The sequence below is a fragment of the Streptomyces sp. NBC_01298 genome (genome assembly GCF_035978755.1).
Lineage (GTDB): Bacteria > Actinomycetota > Actinomycetes > Streptomycetales > Streptomycetaceae > Streptomyces.
The window spans coordinates 2862131-2883303 of the sequence record NZ_CP108414.1 but is presented as its reverse complement, the minus strand read 5'-3'; the positions used below and the strand labels follow the sequence as shown (position 1 = coordinate 2883303).

Sequence of the window (21173 nt, the reverse complement as noted above, 5' to 3'; positions counted from 1 at the left end):
CGGACCCGCGGCGAGCAACCGGCCTCAGGCCTGCTTGATCGCCGAGATGTCGAAGGTCAGCTTCACCTTGTCGCTGACCATCACGCCACCGGTCTCCAGAGCCGCGTTCCAGGTCAGGCCCCAGTCGGAGCGCAGGATCTCGGCGGAGCCCTCGAACCCGACGCGCTCGTTGCCGTAGACGTCGGTGGCCGAGCCGCCGAACTCCAGGTCGATGGAGAGCGGGCGCGTGACGTCCTTGATGGTCAGCTCGCCGGTGATGCGGTACTTGTCGCCGCCGAGCTGCTGCGCCTCGGTGGAGCGGAAGGTCATCAGCGGGAAGGTCTCGGCGTCGAAGAAGTCCCCGGAGCGCAGGTGGCCGTCGCGGTCGCCGATTCCGGTGTCGATGGAGGCGATCTTCACCTCGATGGAGGCGGTGGAGCGGGACGGGTCGGCGCCGTCCAGGTGCAGGGCGCCCTCGTGCTCGGCGAAGGTGCCGCGCACGTTGGTGACCATCGCGTGGCGGACGGTGAAGCCGATGCTGCTGTGCGAGGCGTCGATGACGTAGTCGCCGGTGAGCGCGGCCAGGGCCGGGTCCACGTCGAGGGTGGCGACGGCGGTCGTGGTGGTGTCCTGGGCGCGGCGGTTGAAGATACCCATGGCTACTTCTCCTTGGTAGGGGTGCCGCTCGATGTCCGGCACTCACTCGGTGACTCGTTGAACTTTCAACAAGAACGACGCTAGACCCATTCCGTTCAAATTTCAACCTCTGCCACTCTGGTGGGTGGCTTGGACGTCTTGACGGCATCTTGGTGACGCCTAGGCGGCCACTTGGGGTGAGGATTTGTGGAGACCCCACAAAGGACCAACGTCCTACCTGGTGGGACGCACTGCTCTCCCACTGGTTCTGTCCGGCCCGGACAGCGGAAGACACCTGACACTGTGCGGATTCGACGGAGGGTTTTTCCGGTCCGGCTTCGTAAGGTCATTACATGACCGTTGTGGACCAGATTCCGAGCGAGCCGACGGACGCCCGCGGGCGCGTGGCCGAGCTGCACGACCTGCGTGAGCAGGCGCGCCGCGGCCCGAGTGAGCGTGCGACCGAAGCGCAGCACGCGAAGGGCAAGCTGACCGCCCGTGAGCGGATCGCGTTGCTGCTCGACGAGGGTTCCTTCAAGGAGGTCGAGCAGCTGCGTCGCCACCGTGCGACCGGGTTCGGCCTCGAGGCCAAGAAGCCCTACACGGACGGTGTCATCACCGGGTGGGGCACGGTCGAGGGCCGTACGGTCTTCGTCTACGCGCACGACTTCCGGATCTTCGGTGGCGCTCTGGGTGAGGCCCATGCCACGAAGATCCACAAGATCATGGACATGGCCATCGCGGCCGGTGCCCCGCTGGTCTCCCTCAACGACGGCGCCGGTGCCCGCATTCAGGAGGGCGTCTCGGCGCTCGCCGGGTACGGCGGGATCTTCCAGCGCAACACCAAGGCCTCGGGTGTCATCCCGCAGATCTCGGTGATGCTGGGCCCCTGCGCCGGCGGCGCGGCCTACTCCCCGGCGCTGACGGACTTCGTGTTCATGGTCCGGGAGACCTCGCAGATGTTCATCACCGGTCCGGACGTGGTCCGCGCGGTGACCGGCGAGGAGATCACCCAGAACGGCCTCGGCGGCGCGGACGTGCACGCCGAGACCTCGGGGGTGGCGCACTTCGCGTACGACGACGAGGAGACCTGCATCTCCGAGGTCCGCTACCTCATCACGATGCTGCCCTCCAACAACCGCGAGAACCCCCCGGTCCACGAGACCAGCGACCCGGCGGACCGCCGCTCCGACGTCCTGCTCGACCTCGTGCCCGCCGACGGCAACCGCCCGTACGACATGCTCAAGGTCATCGAGGAGCTCGTCGACGAGGGCGACGTCCTGGAGATCCACGAGCGCTGGGCCCGCAACATCATCTGCGCGCTGGCGCGGATGGACGGCCAGGTCGTGGGCATCGTGGCCAACCAGCCCGGCCACCTCGCCGGCGTCCTGGACATCCACGCCTCCGAGAAGGCGGCGCGCTTCGTCCAGCTCTGCGACGCCTTCAACATCCCGATCATCACCCTCCTGGACGTCCCCGGCTTCCTGCCGGGCGTCGACCAGGAGCACGGCGGCATCATCCGCCACGGCGCGAAGCTGCTGTACGCGTACTGCAACGCGACCGTGCCGCGGATCTCCCTGATCCTGCGCAAGGCCTACGGCGGGGCGTACATCGTCATGGACTCCCAGTCCATCGGCGCCGACCTCACCTACGCCTGGCCGACCAACGAGATCGCCGTGATGGGCGCCGAGGGCGCCGCCAACGTCATCTTCCGCAAGCAGATCGCGGACGCCGAAGACCCCGAGGCCATGCGTGCGCGCATGGTCAAGGAGTACAAGGCCGAGCTGATGCACCCGTACTACGCGGCCGAGCGAGGCCTCGTCGACGACGTCATCGACCCCGCCGAAACGCGCGAGGTCCTCGTCGCCGCCCTCGCGATGCTCCGCAACAAGCACGCCGATCTGCCGTCGCGCAAGCACGGCAACCCGCCCCAGTAGAGACGTCGAAGGAGAACGCCACCGATGAGCAACGCGAACGGCACCCTGCTGAAGGTCGAGAAGGGCAACGCCGAGCCCGAGGAGCTGGCCGCGATCACCGCGATCCTGCTCGCCCGCGCCGCCGCCACCCCCGAGTACGCCCCGGCCGCCGCCGTGGGTTCCCAGGCCGGCTGGCGCCGCCTGGAGCGCACCCCCGGCTTCCGCGGCCCGCGCAGCTGGCAGGGCTAGTACCCGAAGCCCCGCGGACACCACGCGAAAAAGCCCCCCGCACTCCTCGGAGTGCGGGGGGCTTTCGCGTACGACCGGGCGCGTGCGACCCGGCGCGTGGCGCCGGGGACGGCTACCGCAGGCGGGCCATGAGGGCGTGCTCGACCAGGGTGATGAGCGCGCTCTTGGCGTCCGCGCGGTGGCGGGCGTCGGTGGTGATGATGGGGGCGTCCGGGCCGATCTGCAGGGCCTCGCGGACTTCCTCCGGGGTGTACGGCTGGTGCCCGTCGAAGCCGTTGAGGGCGATGACGAAGGGCAGGCCGCTGTTCTCGAAGTAGTCGACGGCGGGGAAGCAGTCGGCGAGACGGCGGGTGTCGACGAGGACGACGGCGCCGATCGCGCCGCGCACCAGGTCGTCCCACATGAACCAGAAGCGGTCCTGGCCCGGGGTACCGAAGAGGTACAGGATCAGGTCCTGGTCGAGGGTGATGCGGCCGAAGTCCATGGCGACCGTGGTGGTCGTCTTGTCCCCGGTGTGGGTCAGGTCGTCGATGCCGGCGGAGGCGCTCGTCATGACGGCCTCGGTGCGCAGGGGGTTGATCTCGGAGACGGCGCCGACGAACGTGGTCTTGCCCACGCCGAAGCCACCCGCCACCACGATCTTCGCGGAGGTGGTGGAGCGAGCAGGAGCCGCTCCGCCGTTAGAGCTTGCGAAGTCCACTGAGCACCCTTTCGAGCAGTGTCACGTCTGGCTGGCCGCCGGCGGACTCGTCGCCGCCGGGCTGGTGGATGGCTACGAGGCCCGCCTCCGCCAGGTCGGCGACGAGGATCCGGGCTACGCCAAGAGGAATGGAAAGAAGTGCCGAGATCTCCGCGACGGACTTGATCTCCTGGCACAGGAGGCAGATGCGCTGGTGCTCGGGCAACTGCCCTTGCAGACGCGCGGGATCGGCCGTCGTGCTGACCAGTGCCTCGATGGCGAGCTGGTAGCGCGGACGGGTCCGGCCACCGGTCATCGCGTACGGGCGCACCAGCGGGTTGTGCGCCTGGGGAGCCGGCGGGCGCCCGCCGCGCGGAGGCTGCTGCGAGGGCCGGTAGGACTGCCCGGGCTGCTGCTGCGGCCGGCCGTACGGCTGCTGCGGCTGCTGGTAGGGCTGCCGCTGGTACGGCTGCCCGGAGGCGGGGTCGTGCTCCGGCGCGGGCCGGTTGCTGGGAGCGGAAGGGAAGTTGAAGCGGTTCTGGTCGTGCCCACCCTGCGGCTGCTGCGCGCCGCCATAGGGATGTCCTCCGGGTGTTGTCACGTTTCCTCCTCCGACTCCAAGTACGCAGTACTCCCTGTGGAACCGCGCCACCGCACCCTATGGTGCAGTGACGCGAAACGCACTGCCTGTCTGCTAGTTGAGAAGTCCGCCCTGCAGTTCCGCGCGCAGGTCCGGGGTGAGGACACTGCCGGCGCGGTCCACGAGGAGGGCCATCTCGTAACCCACCAGGCCGATGTCGCACTCGGGGTGCGCGAGCACCGCGAGCGAGGATCCGTCGGAGACGGACATCAGGAAGAGGAATCCGCGGTCCATCTCCACCACGGTCTGGTTGACGGCGCCGCCCTCGAAGATGCGCGAGGCACCCGCGGTGAGGGAGGTCAGTCCGGAGGCCACCGCGGCGAGCTGGTCGGCCCGGTCGCGGGGGAAGCCCTCGGACATAGCCAGAAGGAGGCCGTCGGCGGATACCACCACCGTGTGAGACACCCCTGGGGTGTTGTCCACGAAGTTGGTGATCAACCAGTTCAGGTTTTGCGCCGCCTGGCTCATCGCGCTCACACTAACGCTCCTGGTCATAGCTGTTACTTGACTGCTCGGATCCCGCGTTGCGGCCCTGCTGGACGCCGCGTCGCAGGTTGCTCAACCTGCCACGGATGTCCTCCGGGGCCCGGGAGACCTCGGGGCCTCCCTGCGGCGTCGTCTCCGCAGCGCCCTCGACCAGGTTGGCCTTGGGCACGCGCCGGGGGAGACCGGAGGGGGTGACCCCGCCGGCCTTCGGCTCACGGAGTTTGGCGGCCTGCTGCCAGCGCTCGTCGTTGTTCGAGCGCCAGTCGTCAGTTCCCGCCGGTTCCTCGGGGGCCTTCTCCGGCGCCGCGGGCTGCTGCTGACGCTGCGGCCGCTGCTCGAAGAGGGATCCGGAGGACTCCGCTTCCTGCTGTCCCGGCCGCTGCTGCGGCTGGCTGCCGCGTCGCGGCAGGCCCGCCCCGGTCACCTGGTGGCCGGCGTCGGCGGTGGCGCCCGGACGGTCGAAGCCTACGCGTTCCTGGGCCGGTTCGGGAGCGGCCGGTGATTCCGATTCGGTCCCGTAATCCTGCTGGTAGGAGCCCGAGTAGGTGTTCTGCTGGGGCCACTCCGCAGCCGTGGAACGGGAATCGTACCCGCCGTCGTAGGCCGGGGTTTCCTGTCGCTGATCCGTGTACCCGGGTTCCGGATACGCGTAATCCTGCTGGGTGTACGCGTCGTATCCCTGCCCGGCCTGAGCGGATTCGTAACCGAGGTCGTAGCCCTGGGCGGGCTGCTGCTCGTAGCCCTGGTACGGCTGGTACGCGTGCTCCGGCTGCGGTTCCGGATACTCCGCCGCGGGGGCCGCGGACTCGTCGTACTCCGCCTGCGCCTGCGGGTAGCCGACCTGCGCCTCCAGCGCGGCCCGGCGCTCCTCGCGGCCCAGGGACCGGCCGACCGGGTCGGCGACGGGCTCGTCGTAGCCCGGCTGGTCGGCCCGGTGGACCTCGTAGCGGGAGTCGTCGAAGCCGAGCTCGGCGGCCGTGCGCAGCGGAGCCGACTGCTGGTTCTGCTGGCGCGGGATCATCTGGGAGACCGTGAAGTCGTCCGCCGGTATCTCCTCGCCACCGCCACCGTGGGTGATGGCGTCGGGGAGCATGACCAGCGAGGTGGTGCCGGCCGCTTCGCCCGAGGGGCGCAGCTGGACGCGGATGCTGTGCCGGTCGGCCAGCCGGCCGACCACGAACAGACCCATGCGCTGCGAGATCGCGGCGTCCACGGTCGGCGGGTTGGCCAGCTTGTGGTTGATGTCCGCGAAGTCCTCGGCCGTCAGGCCGATTCCCTTGTCGTGGATCTCGACCATCACGCGGCCGTCGGGCAGACGCGTCGCGTTGACCCGGACCTTGGTCTGCGGGGAGGAGAAGGTGGTGGCGTTCTCCAGCAGCTCGGCGAGCAGGTGCACGAGGTCGGTCACGGCCTGGCCGTGGATCTCGGCCTCGGAGACGCCCGACAGCTCGACGCGCTCGTACTGCTCCACCTCGGAGGAGGCGGCGCGCAGGACGTCGACGAGGGGGACCGGCTGGTCCCAGCGGCGGCCCGGCTCCTCGCCCGCGAGGATGAGGAGGTTCTCGCCGTTGCGGCGCATGCGGGTGGCCAGGTGGTCCAGGCGGAAGAGGTTCTCCAGCTGGTCCGGGTCGGCCTCGTTGTTCTCCAGCTCGGTGATCAGGGTCAGCTGGCCCTCGATCAGCGACTGGTTGCGCATGGAGAGGTTCGTGAAGATCGCGTTGACGTTGCCCCGGAGGAGGGCCTGCTCGGCGGCGAGCCGGACGGCCTCCCGGTGGATCTGGTCGAAGGCGCGGGCGACCTCGCCGATCTCGTCCTGGGAGTCGATGGGGATCGGCACCACCCGGGTGTCGACCTTGCCCGGGTCGGTGCGCGAGAGCTGGTCCACGAGCATCGGCAGGCGCTGCTCGGCGACGTCGAAGGCGCCGTTGCGCAGCCGGCGCATCGCGCGGCCCATCTGGCGGGCCATCATGCCGGCCAGGATGAAGGCGGCGAGCAGGGCCACGACCACGATGGCGCCGGTCAGGATGGCGTCGTTGCGGGCCTCGTCGGAGACCGCGACCGAGTCCTTGAGGGCCTTGGCGAGGAGTTCCTTCTCCAGTTCGGCGTAGCCGTCGAACTTGGCGGTGGCCGCGGCCTGCCACGCTGCCGGGGTGGTGCCGTCCTGCGCCAGCTTGGAGGGCTTCTCGCCGCTGGCTATCGCCTCGGTCATACCGGTGAGCGCGGAGCCGTTGACCACCGGCGGGGCGTGGAAGACGGTGCCGGCCTGCTCGGCCGCCTGCTTGGCGGCGGCGAGCTTCTGGGCGCCCTCCTCGGACTTCTTGCCCATGATCTCGCGCAGCCGTGCGACGTCCTCGTCGGTGCCGGCGGCGACGTACTCGCCGATGGCGATCTCTTCGAGGTACGCGTACGAGGAGAAGGCGACGAGCTGGGCCTTGCGGATGTCCTCGTCCGCGTTCGGCCGGACCAGCAGGTGCGTGCCCACCGAGCGCTGCAGCGAGTTCGCGGCCTTGGACAGTTCGAGCGCGTAGACCATGCGGCCGTACGAGGTCACGTTGCCGGTGCCGAGGCCCAGCTCGTTGGAGAACTGCATGAGGTAGTGCTGGACCAGCACGTACCCCTCTTCGGTCGGGATCGGGCCCAGGTCCTTGGGAAGGGCCTTCTTCGGCGTCTCGTACTTCCCCACGTAGGCCGTCTTGCGGACCTGCTCCAGCTTCGGCTCCTCCTGGCGGAAGAGCTCCAGGCGGCGCTCCAGGCCCTGGCCCTCGGGCAGGTCCTTCGCGGCCTCGGCGAACTTCGCCTTGGCGGCGTCGGTGGCGGCGTAGGCCTTCAGCACGGGCTCGGAGTCGCGCTGGCCCCTGAGCAGGGGATCGGCCGTCAGGTCGCGCTCGTTCAGCAGCGCCTGGCCGTACTCGGCGGCGGCCGTGACGATGCCCGCGGTCTTCTCGGCGTCCTTGGCCTCGTTCCAGGTGTCGATCGAGCCCTTCACCTGGAAACCGCCCATGACCAGTCCGACGAGGACCGGGACGAGCAGGATGGCGTTCAGACGGGTCGGCACACGCCAGTTGCGGGGCGAGAACCTGCTGGTGCTGCCGGGGCTCACGGATGGTTCCACGGGTACGTCAAAGGCAGACGTGGCCGCGCGTGGCGGCGGGGTGAAGTTGCCGCGCGCGGGTTCATCCGCGGGGCTCGAGTTGCTTCGCCTCACTCGACCAACAACCTCTCGGCGGTGCTACTAGCTAGTTCGTTGAATTCCAGCACGGTTAACGGCCGTGTTCCAAACAGTTGAAATCGGCCATTCCTAGAGCCTTATGCCCCACATAAATCGGACATAAAGAGCGTCCTGCGGCAAAATCGGGGCCAGTTGTGAGCGCAGCGGCACCGGACGAACGCACCGTGTCGCCAACTAACGCCAATTCTCTGTCGAAACGTTATGAACGAAGGGGGCGGGCCGTGTCGCATGACACAGCCCGCCCCTCAAACCAGCCCGTGAAGCCCCCGTTGCGCGGCGCCCCTGCGTGATCCGTTACTTGAGCCGCGCCATCAGGGCGTGCTCGACGAGCGTGATGAGCGCGCTCTTGGCGTCCGCGCGGTGGCGGGCGTCGGTGGTGATGATGGGGGCGTCCGGGCCGATCTGCAGGGCCTCGCGGACTTCCTCCGGGGTGTACGGCTGGTGTCCCTCGAAGCCGTTGAGCGCCACGACGAACGGCAGGCCGCTGTTCTCGAAGTAGTCGACGGCCGGGAAACAGTCGGCCAGGCGTCGCGTGTCGACCAGGACGATCGCCCCGATCGCGCCGCGCACCAGGTCGTCCCACATGAACCAGAAGCGGTCCTGGCCCGGGGTACCGAAGAGGTACAGGATCAGGTCCTGGTCGAGGGTGATGCGGCCGAAGTCCATGGCGACCGTGGTGGTCGTCTTGTCCCCGGTGTGGGTCAGGTCGTCGATGCCCGCGCTCGCGGACGTCATCACGGCCTCGGTACGCAGCGGGTTGATCTCGGAGACGGCGCCGACGAACGTGGTCTTGCCCACGCCGAAACCACCCGCCACCACGATCTTCGCGGAGGTGGTGGAGCGAGCAGGAGCCGCTCCACCGTTAGAGCTTGCGAAGTCCACTGAGCACCCTTTCGAGCAGCGTTACATCCGGCGTGCCGCCGGCCTCTCCATTGCCCGGCTGGTGGATGGCCACCATGCCGGCCTCCGCCAGGTCGGCGACGAGGATCCGTGCCACGCCGAGCGGCATGTTGAGCAGTGCGGAGACCTCCGCGACCGACTTGACCTCACGGCAGAGGGTGCAGATGCGCTGGTGCTCCGGGAGCAGCCCGGACAGGTGCATCGGATCGGCCGTGGTGCTGACCAGGGCCTCGATGGCGAGCTGGTAGCGCGGTCGGGTCCGGCCACCGGTCATCGCGTACGGACGAACCAGCGGCTGGTCGCCTTCCGAGTACGAGTCTCCGTACTGATCGGAATAGGCGGGGGGCGGGGTCATTGATCCTCCGGGCTGGACAGCAATGGTCAGCGTGCCGTCTGACGGGGCGGCCGGTGGGGGGACGGTATGACGGCCTGATGGCGGTACTGGGTTCCGGGGCCGCGGCCCCGGTCCCCCGGCCGGCAGTACCGTCCGGCCGGGAGAGCGGCAGTCAGATGAGCAGGCTTCCCTGCAGTTCCGCGCGCAGGTCCGGGGTGAGGACACTGCCGGCGCGGTCCACGAGGAGGGCCATCTCGTAACCCACCAGGCCGATGTCGCACTCGGGGTGCGCCAGTACGGCCAGCGAGGATCCGTCGGAAACCGACATCAGGAAGAGGAATCCGCGGTCCATCTCCACCACCGTCTGGTTGACGGCACCGCCCTCGAAGATGCGGGACGCGCCCGCGGTGAGGGAGGTCAGCCCGGAGGCCACCGCGGCGAGCTGGTCGGCCCGGTCGCGGGGGAAGCCTTCGGACATGGCCAGAAGGAGGCCGTCGGCGGATACCACCACGGTGTGGGACACCCCTGGGGTGTTGTCCACGAAGTTGGTGATCAACCAGTTCAGGTTCTGTGCCGCCTGGCTCATCGAACTCAACTATCGCTCCTGCTGGTAAGTGGGGTCGACGTGGTAGTTGCCGGTGGCCGGTCCGGTGGTGCCGGCCTGCCGTCCCTGCTGGATACCGCGGCGGAGGTTGGTGAGACGGCCTCGGACATCGTCCGGGGACCGCGAAACCTGGGGGCCGGCCTGTGCTTCGGCCTGCTGCTGCGCGGTGCCGGCCACGAGGTTCGCCCGCGGGACCCGGCGGGGCAGACCCGACGTGGTGATGCCGCCGGCGGCGGGCTGGCGCACGCGCTCGGCCTGCCGCATCAGCTCGTCGTTCGGCGAGGAGCGCCAGCTCACGGTCGGCACGGCGCCGGTGGCCGTCTGCGCGGACTCCGCCGGAGCCTGCTCCGCGCCGCGCTGCGGCAGCTGGTGCTGCTGCGGGCGCTGGGGGGAGGCGGGAGCCGGAGCCGCCGGGGCGGACTGCTGCGCCTGCTGGGGCACCGCCGGTACCTGCGCGGGGGCCTGGCCGGCCTCCTGGCGGAACCAGTTCGACTCCAGCGTGTCGAAGATCGGGCTGCGACCCTCACCGCTCGGCCCGGCCGGGGGCAGCGCCTCGGGACGGGGCGCCTGCGGCAGCCGCGGAGCCTCCGCGCGCGGAGGCGGTACGGGGGCGTAGTCGCCCTGGGGCTGCGGGGCCTGGCCGGGCTGGCCGGGCTGGGCGAAGCCGCCGACACCCGGGCCGCCGGGCCGCTGGGCCTGGAAGTCCTGGCGGGCGAACTGGCCGGTGGAGGCCGGGTCGCCGAACTCGGGACGGGCGAACTGCCCGGTGGAGGCGGGGTCACCGAACTCGGGACGGGCGAACTGCCCCGTGGAGGCCGGGTCACCGAACTCCGGACGGGCGAACTGGCCCGTGGCGCCGCTGTCGTAGCCACCCGCCGGGCCGGCCTGCGGGGCCGGGGCGTTGAAGTCGGGGCGGGGGAACTCGGACGTGGATCCGGGGCCCGACAGCTCGTCGTGGCCGCGCGGTACGTCGTGACCGCGCTGGCCCGCGCCCCACGAGGTGGTCTGGGGCATCGCGGAGGGGCCGCCACCCGCGCCCGGAAGCTCCGGACGGGGCGCGCCACCGCGCGGCGGAAGCTGCGGCCGGGGACCGCGCGCGGCCGGGCCGCCGGTCTGCTGCCGACCGGGCTGTCCGGGCTGTCCCTGCTGCTGCGGAGCCTGCTGCGGAGCCTGCTGCCCCGGCTGACCCTGCTGCGGACGCTCGAAGCCGTTGCCCTGCGGGAAGCCGCCGGGACCGGACGCCGTGGGGACGCCGACCGGAGGACGGGCCTGCGGACCGCCGAAGCCGCCCGGGCCGCCGGGACCCGAGACCGGGCCGCGGCCCGGCAGCGGAGCACCCGAACCGAAGGCGCTCTGGGTCTGGCCGCCGGGGCCCTGCTGCTGCGGGGGCCGTCCGCCCTGCGGGCCGGGGCCCTGGGGCAGACCGCCGGGGGCGCCGTCGCGGCCCGGCAGGGCCGCGCGCTGGTTGCCGGCGGACACCTGGCCGCGCTGCGGGCCGGCGCCGACCGGGGGACGCGCGCCGGGACCCGGGACCGAGCCCTGTGCGCCGGGACCGCCCTGACCGGGACCGCCCTGACCGCCCTGGCCGGGCATCGGAGCGGGCTTCTTGCCGCCCTGGGCGACGTCCACCGGCAGCATGACGAGGGCCGTCGTACCGCCCGAGTCGGAGGGGCGGAGCTGGATGCGGATGCCGTGTCGCAAGGACAGGCGGCCGACCACGAACAGACCCATGCGGCGGGAGACGGAGACGTCCACGGTGGGCGGGGACGCGAGCCGCTCGTTGATCGCGGCGAGGTCCTCGGGGGAGAGGCCGATGCCGGTGTCGTGGATCTCGACGAGCACGCGGCCGTCGGGCAGCGCGTGGCCGGTGACCTTGACCTTGGTCTGCGGGGAGGAGAACGAGGTGGCGTTCTCCAGCAGCTCGGCGAGCAGGTGCACGAGGTCGTTGACGACGCGGCCGGCGACGTCGGTGCCGGGCACCGACGAGAGTTCGATGCGCTCGTACTGCTCCACCTCGGACGCCGCGGCACGGAGCACGTCGACGAGCGGGACGGGGCGGGTCCACCGGCGGCCCGGCTCCTCGCCCGCGAGGACGAGGAGGTTTTCGCCGTTACGGCGCATGCGGGTCGCGAGGTGGTCGAGCTTGAAGAGCGAGGACAGCTGGTCCGGGTCGGCCTCGCGCGACTCCAGCTCGGAGATGAGCGAGAGCTGGCGCTGGATGAGGCCCTGCGAACGGCGCGAGAGGTTGGTGAACATCGCGTTGACGTTGCCTCGCAGGAGGGCCTGCTCGGCGGCGAGGCGGACGGCCTCGCGGTGCACGTCGTCGAAGGCCGCGGCCACCTGGCCGATCTCGTCGCGGGTGTGCAGACCGACGGACTCCACCGTCGTGTCCACGTCCTGCGGGTCGGACTCGGACAGCTGCTTGACGAGCTCGGGCAGCCGGTCCTGGGCGACGCGGGTCGCGGTGTCCTGGAGGCGGCGCAGCGAGCGGATCATCGAGCGGGCCATGACGAAGGCGCCGACGAGGGAGACACCGAGGACGAGCAGGATCAGCGCACCGTTGATGAGGGCGTCGCGCTGCGACTCGTTCTTGAGCTCGCGGGCCTTCTGCTCCATGTCCTCGAGCAGGGTGAGCTCGATGACCTTCATCGCCTGGAGCTTGGTGTCGTCGGCGTCGTACCAGTCCATCCAGGACCGGGGCTTCTCCTTGGGGAACTGGTCCTTGTTCCCGAGGACGCGGCGCGCGTAGCCGTCGGCGTTGCCGATCTCCTGGTTGCCGTCACCGAGCGAGGCGAGGAGCTCCTCGGGCTTGCCCTGGTAGGCGAGCTCGAAGGTCTTCTGCGCCTGCTCCTCGCTGTTCTGCGCGGAGCGGGCGTACAGCCGGTCGTTCTCGGTGATGTTGCCGGGCTGGCTGGGGTCGGCGGGGAGCGCGGCGGCGATGACCGCGCGCTGGATCGAGGCGTACTCCTTGGCGGAGGAGAACGCGGCCAGCGCACGGGTGCGCTTGATCATCTCGGGGTTCGAGGTGGCCTGGGCCATGTCCTGCGAGAGCGAGAGCAGCGAGACGACCAGCGCGTTGTACTCGGTGACGGTCTGCTGGGCACCGTTCTGGTACGCGTTCTTGCGGATCTCTTCGAGGTTGTTGAGCCCGTGTGCGATCTGCAGGATGTTGTTGCGGATCGACCTGAGCGTCTCGTCGTCGCCCTCCGCGACCTCGACCTTGTCGGTCGCGGCGGCGAAGGAGCGGACGGCGGAGTCGGTCGAGTCGCGGACACCCTGGACCAGGGTGCTGGTCTTGCCCGACTTGTCGACGGACAGCGGACCGGCGGAGTTGTCACGCTCGGCCTGGAGCATGGCGGCCAGGTTGGTGGCCTGCCGGGTCATGGTCGTCAGCAGCTGCATGTGTTCCAGCTGCGCGATGTCGTTGAGCGAGTCGTTGATGCGGAAGCCACCGAGGGTGGTGGCGGCGACGACCGGCAGGGTCAGCAGCGACACCAGGCGCGTGCTGATGCGCCAGTTCTGCATGGCCAGACGGGAACCGGACCCACGGGGGGTCTGGGGTATCGCGACGTCGCGGCCGCCCGACTCGTCGTCGGCCTTGGAGCCGCCCTTGGGCTTGGCACGGCCCTTGGGCTTCACCGCGGCGGAGCCGTCGGGGCCCACGCTCTCGACAGCCGGCCCGCGGTTCTGGGCGTGCTGGGGCGAGGAGCCACGGTCGGTCCCGCCGCGCGGGTCCTGCTCCGGCGCGGCTTCCCCACGGCCCTGACGGGCCTGGGGAGACCCCTTGTCATCCCTCTTGAATCGTCCCTGCACTAGCGTCGCAACCTCTGGACCAGGCGTCCCGCCGGGCGACCGGTGGGACGGTGTCGAGTCGTGGGGCAATGCGCCCCATGGTGGTCGTCGGTGACCGGCGCGTCTCCCTCTCCGTTGCCGCCGCGCTCGGCGCTGTCTCGCGCCACCTGCGCGCCGGCTGATTCCCGCGGCGGTCCCGCGAATTCCAGCACAGAGGCGGATCTCCAACAAGGTGCGAGTCCCGGCCTGGACAGTCGGTCACTTCCGGTGACGTCCGCACTACCCGACGTGCGGGCCAATTCATATGGAATCGGACTTACGCCGCCCAAACCTCGCGCCTGACAAGCTGTCCCAGTCGCGATGATCGGGAGCGGAATGGCGCATTCAGTGGCACAATGTCCGCTTTGTGGGGTCGAATTGACTGCCCGTTATGCCCGTAATGCCTGGTCGCTGGTGAGCAAACTCACATAGCCGTGGCCATTACTTCCCGGTTCGGCGGGGGATTCAGATGTTTAGCCTTGAGCTTTACAGGCTTGCCGCGAGCGACAAGTGGCACTCCGAAGGCATCCAGGCGGCGCCCGCCGCCACCATCCGACCTAGTGAGCCGAGGGCTTCCCACTCCGATGAAGACGACGATGATGTTCCGCAACATAGCCAACCCGCGCCGCACCACCCTCGCGCACCTCAAGGACGCCGAGGAGCTGCAGGCCGTACCGGTCCCGGAGCACACCGTCGAGCTGCCGACCCAGACCGCGAACCCGCGCCGCACCATCCTCATGGACGCGCCGGTCGCCGCCGCGCAGTAAAGGGGCCGTCCGGCGAAAGCCGCGCGAAGCGCCGGCCCCGACCGCGTTAGCCTGGAGTCCGCAGACTCCAGCCAGCGGAAATACAGAGGGGCAGACGCAACACGTGCGCATCGCCAGGTTCTCGATCGACGGCAATGTCGCGTTCGGCGCGGTCGAGGGCAGCACCGCCCTCGCGGCGTCCGAAGGTGAGCTCGTCCTCGACATCATCAAGGGCATCCCGTTCGCGGACTTCGAGCTCTCGGGCACGAAGGTCCCGCTGAACAAGGTCCGGCTGCTGCCGCCCGTGCTCCCGAACAAGATCGTGGCCATCGGCCGCAACTACGCGGAGCACGCGGCGGAGCTGGGCAACGAGGTCCCCGACGTCCCCATCACCTTCTTCAAGCCCTCCACCTCGGTGGTCGGCCCGGGCGACCCGATCGCGTACCCGTCCTTCTCCCAGGACCTCCACCACGAGGCGGAGCTCGCCGTGGTCATCGGCCGCATGTGCCGCGAGGTCCCGCGCGAGCGCGTCAAGGACGTCATCCTCGGCTACACCTGCGCCAACGACGTCACCGCGCGCGACGTGCAGCAGCGCGAGAAGCAGTGGGCCCGCGCCAAGGGCTTCGACACCTCCTGCCCCCTCGGCCCCTGGATCGAGACGGACCTCGACCCCAGCGACCTGACCATCCAGTGCACCGTCAACGGCGAACAGCGCCAGCTCGGCCGCACCAGCCAGATGGTCCGCTCCATCGAGGACCTCATCGTGCACATCACCGAGGCCATGACGCTGCTCCCGGGCGACGTCATCCTCACGGGGACCCCGGCCGGAGTCGGCCCCCTGAACGTCGGCGACGAGGTCGCCGTCACCATCGAAGGCATCGGCACTCTCACCAACAAGGTGATCAAGCGTGGCTAACGCGACCCCCCGCGTACGTTTCTGTCCGTCCCCGACCGGCAACCCCCACGTGGGTCTGGTCCGCACGGCCCTCTTCAACTGGGCGTTCGCCCGCCACCACGGCGGTACGTTCGTCTTCCGCATCGAGGACACCGACGCGGCCCGCGACTCCGAGGAGTCCTACGGCCAGCTGCTCGACTCGCTGCGCTGGCTCGGCTTCACCTGGGACGAGGGCCCCGAGGTCGGCGGCCCGCACGCCCCGTACCGCCAGTCCGAGCGCATGGACATCTACAAGGACGTGGCGCAGAAGCTCCAGGACGGCGGCTACGCCTACCCCTGCTACTGCACCACCGAGGAGCTGGACGCCCGCCGCGACGCCGCCCGCGCCGCCGGCAAGCCCTCCGGCTACGACGGCACTTGCCGCGACCTCTCGGACGAGCAGAAGGCCGCGTACGAGGCCGAGGGCCGCACCTCGATCGTCCGCTTCCGGATGCCCGACGGTCCGATCACCTTCACGGACCTGGTCCGCGGAGAGCTGACCTTCACCCCGGACAACGTGCCGGACTTCGGCATCGTCCGGGCCAACGGCGCCCCGCTCTACACGCTGGTCAACCCCGTCGACGACGCGCTGATGGAGATCACGCACGTCCTGCGCGGCGAGGACCTGCTCTCCTCCACCCCGCGCCAGATCGCGCTCTACGGGGCCCTGATCGAGCTCGGCATCGCCAAGGCGGTGCCGGCCTTCGGCCACCTGCCGTACGTGATGGGCGAGGGCAACAAGAAGCTCTCCAAGCGCGATCCCGAGGCCTCGCTCAACCTGTACCGCGAGCGCGGCTTCCTCCCCGAGGGCCTGCTGAACTACCTCTCGCTGCTCGGCTGGTCCTTCTCGAAGGACCAGGACATCTTCTCGATCGAGGAGATGGTGGCGAAGTTCGACATCCCGGACGTCAACGCCAACCCGGCGCGCTTCGACCTCAAGAAGGCCGAGTCGATCAACGCCGACCACATCCGGCTGCTCGACCCGAAGGTCTTCGCGGACCGCTGCGCCCCGTGGCTCCAGGCCCCGCACGCCAACTGGGCGCCCGAGGACTTCGACGCCGCCGCCTGGGAGCGCATCGCGCCGTACGCCCAGACCCGCGTCACGGTCCTGTCCGACATCACGGACAACGTCGACTTCCTGTTCCTGAAGGAGCCCGTCGAGGACCAGGCCTCGTGGGACAAGGCGATGAAGGGCGACCCGGCGGCCCTCCTCACCACGGCCCGCGAGAACCTCGCCGCCGCGGACTGGTCCGACCCCGAGTCCCTCAAGCAGGCGGTCCTCACCGCCGGCGAGGCCCACGGCCTCAAGCTCGGCAAGGCGCAGGCCCCCGTCCGTGTGGCCGTCACCGGCCGCACGATCGGCCTGCCGCTCTTCGAGTCCCTCGAGATCCTGGGCAAGGACCGCTCCCTGTCCCGCATCGACGCGACCCTGGCGAAGCTCACCGCCGCGTAGGCGCCACCCGTCCGTCCCTCAGGGGCGGCAGCCGACCGCTGTATCAGCGAACGGCTGCCGCCCCTGAGGCGTTCCGCGTAGGGTCGGCCCCATGGGGATCCGTGCGGTGCTGTGGGACATCGACGACACGCTCTTCGACTACACCGGGGCCGACCGGGCCGGGCTCGCGGCGCACCTGGTCGCCGAGGGGCTCGCGGAGCGGTACGGGGCTCCGGTCGAGGCGCTCGCGCTGTGGCGGCGGATCACCGACCGCCACTGGGAGCGGTTCGCGGCCGGCCACGGCACCTTCCAGGGGCAGCGCCGGGACCGGGTGCGCGAGTTCCTCGGGGAGCCCGCGCTGACCGACGCGCAGGCCGACGACTGGTTCGGGCGGTACGTGGGGCACTACACGGCCGCCTGGGAGCTGTTCCCCGACGTCGTGCCGGTACTGGACGCCCTGGCGGGCGGCTACCGCCACGGGGTGCTCACGAACTCCTCCGTGGCCAACCAGGACCCCAAGCTGCGCCACCTCGGCCTGCGCGAGCGCTTCGAGGTCCTGGTGTGCGCGGTGGAGCTGGGCGTCAGCAAGCCCGAGGCCGGCGCCTTCCTGGCCGCGTGCGCCGAGATGGGTCTGGAGCCCGGGGAGGTGGTCTACGTGGGGGACCAGCCCGAGATCGACGCGCGCGGCGCCCGGGACGCCGGGCTGACGGCCGTGTGGCTCGACCGCGACGGATCGCGGGGGCCCGGGCCCGAGGGCGTGCACCGGATCACCGGACTCGACGGACTCCCGCAGGTGCTGGCCGGGGATACCCGTTTTGGAGCACGGTCAGCCATCCGGTAATGTTCTTTCTGCGCCGCCCGCTCGGGCCGAAAGGCCGGGCCGGAGACGCTAACCGAACGAAAGTCCCTCAGGGTCTTGCGTTTTGGTGGGCTATAGTGTAATTGGCAACACGAGAGTTTCTGGTTCTCTTATTCTAGGTTCGAGTCCTGGTAGCCCAGCGCAGTTCAGTAGTAAACGCAGTGCTTGCCCCCGTTGTGTAGCGGCCTAGCACGCCGCCCTCTCAAGGCGGTAGCGCCGGTTCGAATCCGGTCGGGGGTACAGATCCTTCCCGCGAGATCTCCAGGGTCGCACCCGGATGTTTTGATGCAGGATCGCTAGGGCCCCCGTTGTGTAGCGGCCTAGCACGCCGCCCTCTCAAGGCGGTAGCGCCGGTTCGAATCCGGTCGGGGGTACGGTGTCTAGCTGGTCTAGACCTGTGGGCTATAGTGTAATTGGCAACACGAGAGTTTCTGGTTCTCTTATTCTAGGTTCGAGTCCTGGTAGCCCAGCGCAGTACCGCAGTGAAGCTAGCCCCCGTTGTGTAGCGGCCTAGCACGCCGCCCTCTCAAGGCGGTAGCGCCGGTTCGAATCCGGTCGGGGGTACGCACAGAAGAGGCCCTCCGCGTTCATCGCGGAGGGCCTCTTCGCTGTTTCCGGACGGTTCCGGACAGGGCCGGGAAGGAAGAAGAGCGGGCCCGGCGGCGCGTGTGTGGACGTGTGCGGCGTCTCACGCGCCCCCGGGCCCGGGGGTAGTGGGGAGAAGAGGGATCAGCTGGAGCGGCGCAGGGCCTCGGTCAGGCGGGCGGCCGCGTCGATGACGGCCTGGGCGTGCATGCGCCCGGGGTGGCGGGTCAGGCGCTCGATCGGCCCGGAGACCGACACGGAGGCCACCACGCGGTTCGAGGGGCCGCGCACCGGCGCCGAGACGGAGGCCACGCCGGGCTCCCGCTCGCCGATCGACTGCGCCCAGCCGCGACGCCGTACGCCCGAGAGGGCCGTCGCCGTGAAGCGCGCGCCCTGGAGCCCGCGGTGGAGCCGCTCGGGCTCCTCCCAGGCCATCAGGATCTGCGCGGCCGAGCCGGCCTTCATCGGGAGCGTGGAGCCCACCGGAACGGTGTCCCGCAGGCCCGACAGCCGCTCGGCGGCCGCCACGCAGATGCGCATGTCGCCCTGACGCCGGTAGAGCTGCGCGCTCTCGCCCGTAACGTCCCGGAGGTGGGTGAGCACCGGTCCGGCCGTGGCCAGCAGGCGGTCCTCGCCGGCCGCGGCGGCGAGCTCCGCCAGCCGCGGTCCGAGTATGAACCGGCCCTGCATGTCCCTCGCCACCATCCGGTGGTGTTCCAGTGCCACGGCAAGGCGATGTGCCGTGGGTCGTGCGAGCCCTGTCGCCGCGACCAGCCCGGCGAGGGTGGCCGGACCGGACTCCAGTGCGCTCAATACCAGAGCTGCCTTGTCGAGAACGCCGACGCCGCTAGAGTTGTCCATGAAACGATATTCGCGTCTCACACTGTGAAACGCAAGTTCAATTTTTCCAAGAACCAGCGAGTCTGTATGTGCGGGTCCACGAACCACTGGGTCCGAGCCGTCGTCCGGGACGTGGGGTACGGGCGATCAGGCGCACAAGATCTCTATCAAGCGCCGGCACAACCGGCCGGCCGGAGGGAAAGCGATGGGTAGGACACTCGCGGAGAAGGTCTGGGACGACCATGTCGTCCGGCGCGCCGAAGGCGAGCCCGACCTCCTCTTCATCGATCTGCACCTGCTGCACGAGGTGACCAGCCCGCAGGCCTTCGAAGGGCTGCGCCAGGCCGGCCGCAAGGTCCGACGCCTCGACCTCACCATCGCGACCGAGGACCACAACACCCCCACCATCGACATCGACAAGCCGATCGCGGACCCGGTCTCCCGGGCCCAGCTCGAGACGCTGCGGTCGAACTGCGCCGAGTTCGGCGTGCGCCTGCACTCGCTGGGCGACGTCGAGCAGGGTGTCGTCCACGTCGTGGGACCGCAGCTGGGTCTGACCCAGCCGGGCACCACCGTGGTCTGTGGTGACTCGCACACCTCCACGCACGGCGCCTTCGGCGCGCTGGCGTTCGGCATCGGCACCAGCCAGGTCGAGCACGTACTGGCGACGCAGACGCTGCCGCTGGCCCGGCCGAAGACGATGGCGATCACCGTCACCGGCGCGCTGGCCGAGGGCGTCACCGCCAAGGACCTGATCCTGGCGATCATCGCCAAGATCGGCACCGGCGGCGGCCAGGGCTACATCCTGGAGTACCGCGGCGAGGCCGTCGAGCAGCTCTCGATGGAAGCCCGCATGACCATCTGCAACATGTCGATCGAGGCCGGCGCCCGCGCGGGCATGATCGCCCCCGACCAGACCACCTTCGACTACCTCGAGGGCCGTGACCACGCCCCCGTGGGCGAGGACTGGGACGCGGCGGTCGCGTACTGGAAGACCCTGCGCACCGACGACGACGCCGTCTTCGACGCCGAGGTCGTCATCGACGGCACCACGCTGTCGCCGTTCGTCACCTGGGGCACCAACCCGGGCCAGGGCGCACCCCTGTCGGGACACGTCCCCGACCCGGCTTCGTACGAGGACGCTTCGGAGCGGAACGCCGCCGAAAAGGCCCTGGAGTACATGGGGTTGACCGCCGGACAGCCGCTGCGCGACATCAAGGTCGACACCGTCTTCGTAGGTTCCTGCACCAACGGCCGCATCGAGGACCTGCGCGCCGTCGCCGGGATCATCGGGGGCCGCAAAGTCGCCGAAGGCGTACGGATGCTGGTCGTCCCGGGCTCGGTCCGGGTCGCCCTGCAGGCCGTGTCGGAGGGCCTGGACAAGGTCTTCAAGGAGGCCGGCGCCGAATGGCGGCACGCGGGCTGCTCGATGTGTCTGGGCATGAACCCCGACCAACTGGCGCCCGGTGAGCGCTCCGCGTCCACCTCCAACCGCAACTTCGAGGGCCGGCAGGGCAAGGGCGGGCGCACCCACCTGGTGTCCCCGCAGGTGGCCGCCGCCACCGCGGTGCTGGGCCACCTGGCCTCGCCCGCCGACCTGGCTGGGTCGTCCGCCGCTACCGCGCCCGCAGGAGTCTGAGAACGATGGAAGCCTTCACCACCCACACCGGCCGGGCCGTCCCGCTGCGCCGCAGCAACGTCGACACCGACCAGATCATCCCGGCCCACTGGCTGAAGAAGATCACCCGCGACGGTTTCGAGGACGGGCTCTTCGAGGCCTGGCGCAAGGACCCGGAGTTCATCACCAACCGCCCCGAGCGCGCCGGCGCGACCGTCCTGGTCGCCGGCTCCGACTTCGGTACGGGTTCCTCGCGCGAGCACGCCGTCTGGGCCCTGCAGAACTTCGGCTTCAAGACGGTCATCTCCTCCCGCTTCGCCGACATCTTCCGCGGCAACTCGCTGAAGAACGGTCTGCTGACCGTGGTCCTGCCGCAGGAGACCGTCGAGCGGCTGTGGAAGCTGACCGAGGCCGACCCCACCGCCGAGATCACGGTCGACCTGGTCGACCGCCAGGTCCGAGCCGAAGGCGTCGTAGCGGAGTTCGAACTCGACGACAACGCCCGCTGGCGGCTGCTGGAGGGCCTGGACGACATCTCCCTCACCCTTCAGAACGAAGCGGACATCGCCACGTACGAAAGCACTCGGCCGGCCTTCAAGCCGAGCACGATTCAGGCGTGATTCCAGCCTGAGCAGCGCTTATTCGCCTTAGGGTGATCACATAGGCAACACTGTGC

The 21173-nt window shown here is 70.0% G+C and carries 18 protein-coding genes and 5 tRNA genes; 13 read left to right on the top strand and 10 right to left on the bottom strand.

Annotated features, from left to right (window positions below; all coding sequences use genetic code 11):
* Positions 1 to 24 precede the first annotated feature (24 nt).
* Complete coding sequence (locus tag OG730_RS12870; RefSeq protein ID WP_327304363.1) at positions 25 to 636, bottom strand: YceI family protein; 612 nt, start codon at positions 634 to 636, stop codon at positions 25 to 27.
* A 332-nt stretch (positions 637 to 968) separates the two neighbouring features.
* Between OG730_RS12870 and OG730_RS12865 the strand changes: the two genes are divergently transcribed.
* Positions 969 to 2552, top strand: a complete 1584-nt coding sequence (locus tag OG730_RS12865; protein WP_327304362.1) for an acyl-CoA carboxylase subunit beta — start codon at positions 969 to 971, stop codon at positions 2550 to 2552.
* A 24-nt stretch (positions 2553 to 2576) separates the two neighbouring features.
* Positions 2577 to 2780 (top strand): acyl-CoA carboxylase subunit epsilon, encoded by a 204-nt coding sequence (locus OG730_RS12860; protein ID WP_327304361.1) that lies wholly within the window; start codon positions 2577 to 2579, stop codon positions 2778 to 2780.
* 112 nt (positions 2781 to 2892) lie between these two features.
* Here the strand turns inward: OG730_RS12860 and OG730_RS12855 are convergent, their stop codons facing one another.
* The 8 genes from OG730_RS12855 to OG730_RS12820 all read right to left on the bottom strand — a co-directional run bounded on the left by OG730_RS12855 (position 2893) and on the right by OG730_RS12820 (position 13465).
* Positions 2893 to 3480 (bottom strand): GTP-binding protein, encoded by a 588-nt coding sequence (locus OG730_RS12855; RefSeq protein WP_073911148.1) that lies wholly within the window; start codon positions 3478 to 3480, stop codon positions 2893 to 2895.
* A complete protein-coding gene (locus OG730_RS12850; protein WP_327304360.1) occupies positions 3461 to 4060 on the bottom strand; it encodes a DUF742 domain-containing protein in 600 nt (199 codons plus the stop codon). Before OG730_RS12850 ends, OG730_RS12855 begins: the two co-directional genes overlap by 20 nt.
* A gap of 93 nt (positions 4061 to 4153) precedes the next feature.
* Positions 4154 to 4567, bottom strand: a complete 414-nt coding sequence (locus OG730_RS12845; protein WP_243337850.1) for a roadblock/LC7 domain-containing protein — start codon at positions 4565 to 4567, stop codon at positions 4154 to 4156.
* A 10-nt stretch (positions 4568 to 4577) separates the two neighbouring features.
* A complete protein-coding gene (locus OG730_RS12840; RefSeq protein ID WP_327304359.1) occupies positions 4578 to 7790 on the bottom strand; it encodes a sensor histidine kinase in 3213 nt (1070 codons plus the stop codon).
* 318 nt (positions 7791 to 8108) lie between these two features.
* A complete protein-coding gene (locus OG730_RS12835; protein ID WP_254385735.1) occupies positions 8109 to 8696 on the bottom strand; it encodes a GTP-binding protein in 588 nt (195 codons plus the stop codon).
* Positions 8677 to 9069 (bottom strand): DUF742 domain-containing protein, encoded by a 393-nt coding sequence (locus OG730_RS12830; protein ID WP_243337752.1) that lies wholly within the window; start codon positions 9067 to 9069, stop codon positions 8677 to 8679. Before OG730_RS12830 ends, OG730_RS12835 begins: the two co-directional genes overlap by 20 nt.
* A 151-nt stretch (positions 9070 to 9220) precedes the next feature.
* Positions 9221 to 9634 (bottom strand): roadblock/LC7 domain-containing protein, encoded by a 414-nt coding sequence (locus OG730_RS12825; RefSeq protein WP_008739864.1) that lies wholly within the window; start codon positions 9632 to 9634, stop codon positions 9221 to 9223.
* A gap of 9 nt (positions 9635 to 9643) precedes the next feature.
* Positions 9644 to 13465 (bottom strand): sensor histidine kinase, encoded by a 3822-nt coding sequence (locus OG730_RS12820; protein WP_327304358.1) that lies wholly within the window; start codon positions 13463 to 13465, stop codon positions 9644 to 9646.
* A gap of 602 nt (positions 13466 to 14067) precedes the next feature.
* On the opposite strand from OG730_RS12820, the gene OG730_RS12815 reads away from it, so the two are divergent.
* The 9 genes from OG730_RS12815 to OG730_RS12775 all read left to right on the top strand — a co-directional run bounded on the left by OG730_RS12815 (position 14068) and on the right by OG730_RS12775 (position 18018).
* Complete coding sequence (locus tag OG730_RS12815) at positions 14068 to 14250, top strand: hypothetical protein (RefSeq protein ID WP_266881312.1); 183 nt, start codon at positions 14068 to 14070, stop codon at positions 14248 to 14250.
* Between the two features lie 103 nt (positions 14251 to 14353).
* A complete protein-coding gene (locus OG730_RS12810; RefSeq protein WP_327304357.1) occupies positions 14354 to 15145 on the top strand; it encodes a fumarylacetoacetate hydrolase family protein in 792 nt (263 codons plus the stop codon).
* Positions 15138 to 16616 carry a glutamate--tRNA ligase gene (gene gltX, locus OG730_RS12805; RefSeq protein WP_327304356.1) on the top strand — a complete coding sequence of 493 codons (1479 nt, stop codon included), beginning with the start codon at positions 15138 to 15140 and terminating at the stop codon, positions 16614 to 16616. The genes OG730_RS12810 and gltX overlap by 8 nt, the downstream gene beginning before the upstream one ends.
* A 91-nt stretch (positions 16617 to 16707) precedes the next feature.
* Positions 16708 to 17436 (top strand): HAD family hydrolase, encoded by a 729-nt coding sequence (locus OG730_RS12800; protein ID WP_327304355.1) that lies wholly within the window; start codon positions 16708 to 16710, stop codon positions 17434 to 17436.
* 86 nt (positions 17437 to 17522) lie between these two features.
* A tRNA-Gln gene (locus tag OG730_RS12795) sits at positions 17523 to 17594 on the top strand.
* Positions 17595 to 17621: 27 nt separating this feature from the next.
* A tRNA-Glu gene (locus OG730_RS12790) sits at positions 17622 to 17694 on the top strand.
* A gap of 61 nt (positions 17695 to 17755) precedes the next feature.
* Positions 17756 to 17828 (top strand) — tRNA-Glu (locus OG730_RS12785).
* Between the two features lie 24 nt (positions 17829 to 17852).
* Positions 17853 to 17924 (top strand) — tRNA-Gln (locus OG730_RS12780).
* A gap of 21 nt (positions 17925 to 17945) precedes the next feature.
* Positions 17946 to 18018, top strand: a tRNA-Glu gene (locus OG730_RS12775).
* A 165-nt stretch (positions 18019 to 18183) separates the two neighbouring features.
* Here OG730_RS12775 and ndgR read toward each other — a convergent pair.
* Positions 18184 to 18900, bottom strand: a complete 717-nt coding sequence (ndgR, locus tag OG730_RS12770) for an IclR family transcriptional regulator NdgR (RefSeq protein WP_112450208.1) — start codon at positions 18898 to 18900, stop codon at positions 18184 to 18186.
* 184 nt (positions 18901 to 19084) lie between these two features.
* Here ndgR and leuC point away from each other — a divergent pair, with 184 nt between their 5' ends.
* The gene (gene leuC, locus OG730_RS12765) at positions 19085 to 20518 is read left to right on the top strand and encodes a 3-isopropylmalate dehydratase large subunit (RefSeq protein ID WP_327304354.1); all 1434 of its coding nucleotides are present in this window, start codon (positions 19085 to 19087) and stop codon (positions 20516 to 20518) included.
* A 5-nt stretch (positions 20519 to 20523) separates the two neighbouring features.
* Complete coding sequence (gene leuD, locus OG730_RS12760; protein ID WP_327304353.1) at positions 20524 to 21117, top strand: 3-isopropylmalate dehydratase small subunit; 594 nt, start codon at positions 20524 to 20526, stop codon at positions 21115 to 21117.
* Positions 21118 to 21173: the final 56 nt, after the last annotated feature.

What these genes read in the sequence shown, in the direction of transcription:
- leuD (WP_327304353.1), top strand. Translation starts at nt 20,524, where the DNA reads ATGGAAGCCTTCACCACCCACACCGGCCGGGCCGTCCCGCTGCGCCGC.
- leuC (WP_327304354.1), top strand. Translation starts at nt 19,085, where the DNA reads ATGGGTAGGACACTCGCGGAGAAGGTCTGGGACGACCATGTCGTCCGG.
- OG730_RS12815 (WP_266881312.1), top strand. Translation starts at nt 14,068, where the DNA reads ATGAAGACGACGATGATGTTCCGCAACATAGCCAACCCGCGCCGCACC.
- OG730_RS12845 (WP_243337850.1), bottom strand. Translation starts at nt 4,567, where the DNA reads ATGAGCCAGGCGGCGCAAAACCTGAACTGGTTGATCACCAACTTCGTG.
- OG730_RS12860 (WP_327304361.1), top strand. Translation starts at nt 2,577, where the DNA reads ATGAGCAACGCGAACGGCACCCTGCTGAAGGTCGAGAAGGGCAACGCC.
- OG730_RS12870 (WP_327304363.1), bottom strand. Translation starts at nt 636, where the DNA reads ATGGGTATCTTCAACCGCCGCGCCCAGGACACCACCACGACCGCCGTC.
- OG730_RS12865 (WP_327304362.1), top strand. Translation starts at nt 969, where the DNA reads ATGACCGTTGTGGACCAGATTCCGAGCGAGCCGACGGACGCCCGCGGG.
- ndgR (WP_112450208.1), bottom strand. Translation starts at nt 18,900, where the DNA reads ATGGACAACTCTAGCGGCGTCGGCGTTCTCGACAAGGCAGCTCTGGTA.
- OG730_RS12830 (WP_243337752.1), bottom strand. Translation starts at nt 9,069, where the DNA reads ATGACCCCGCCCCCCGCCTATTCCGATCAGTACGGAGACTCGTACTCG.
- OG730_RS12825 (WP_008739864.1), bottom strand. Translation starts at nt 9,634, where the DNA reads ATGAGCCAGGCGGCACAGAACCTGAACTGGTTGATCACCAACTTCGTG.
- OG730_RS12800 (WP_327304355.1), top strand. Translation starts at nt 16,708, where the DNA reads ATGGGGATCCGTGCGGTGCTGTGGGACATCGACGACACGCTCTTCGAC.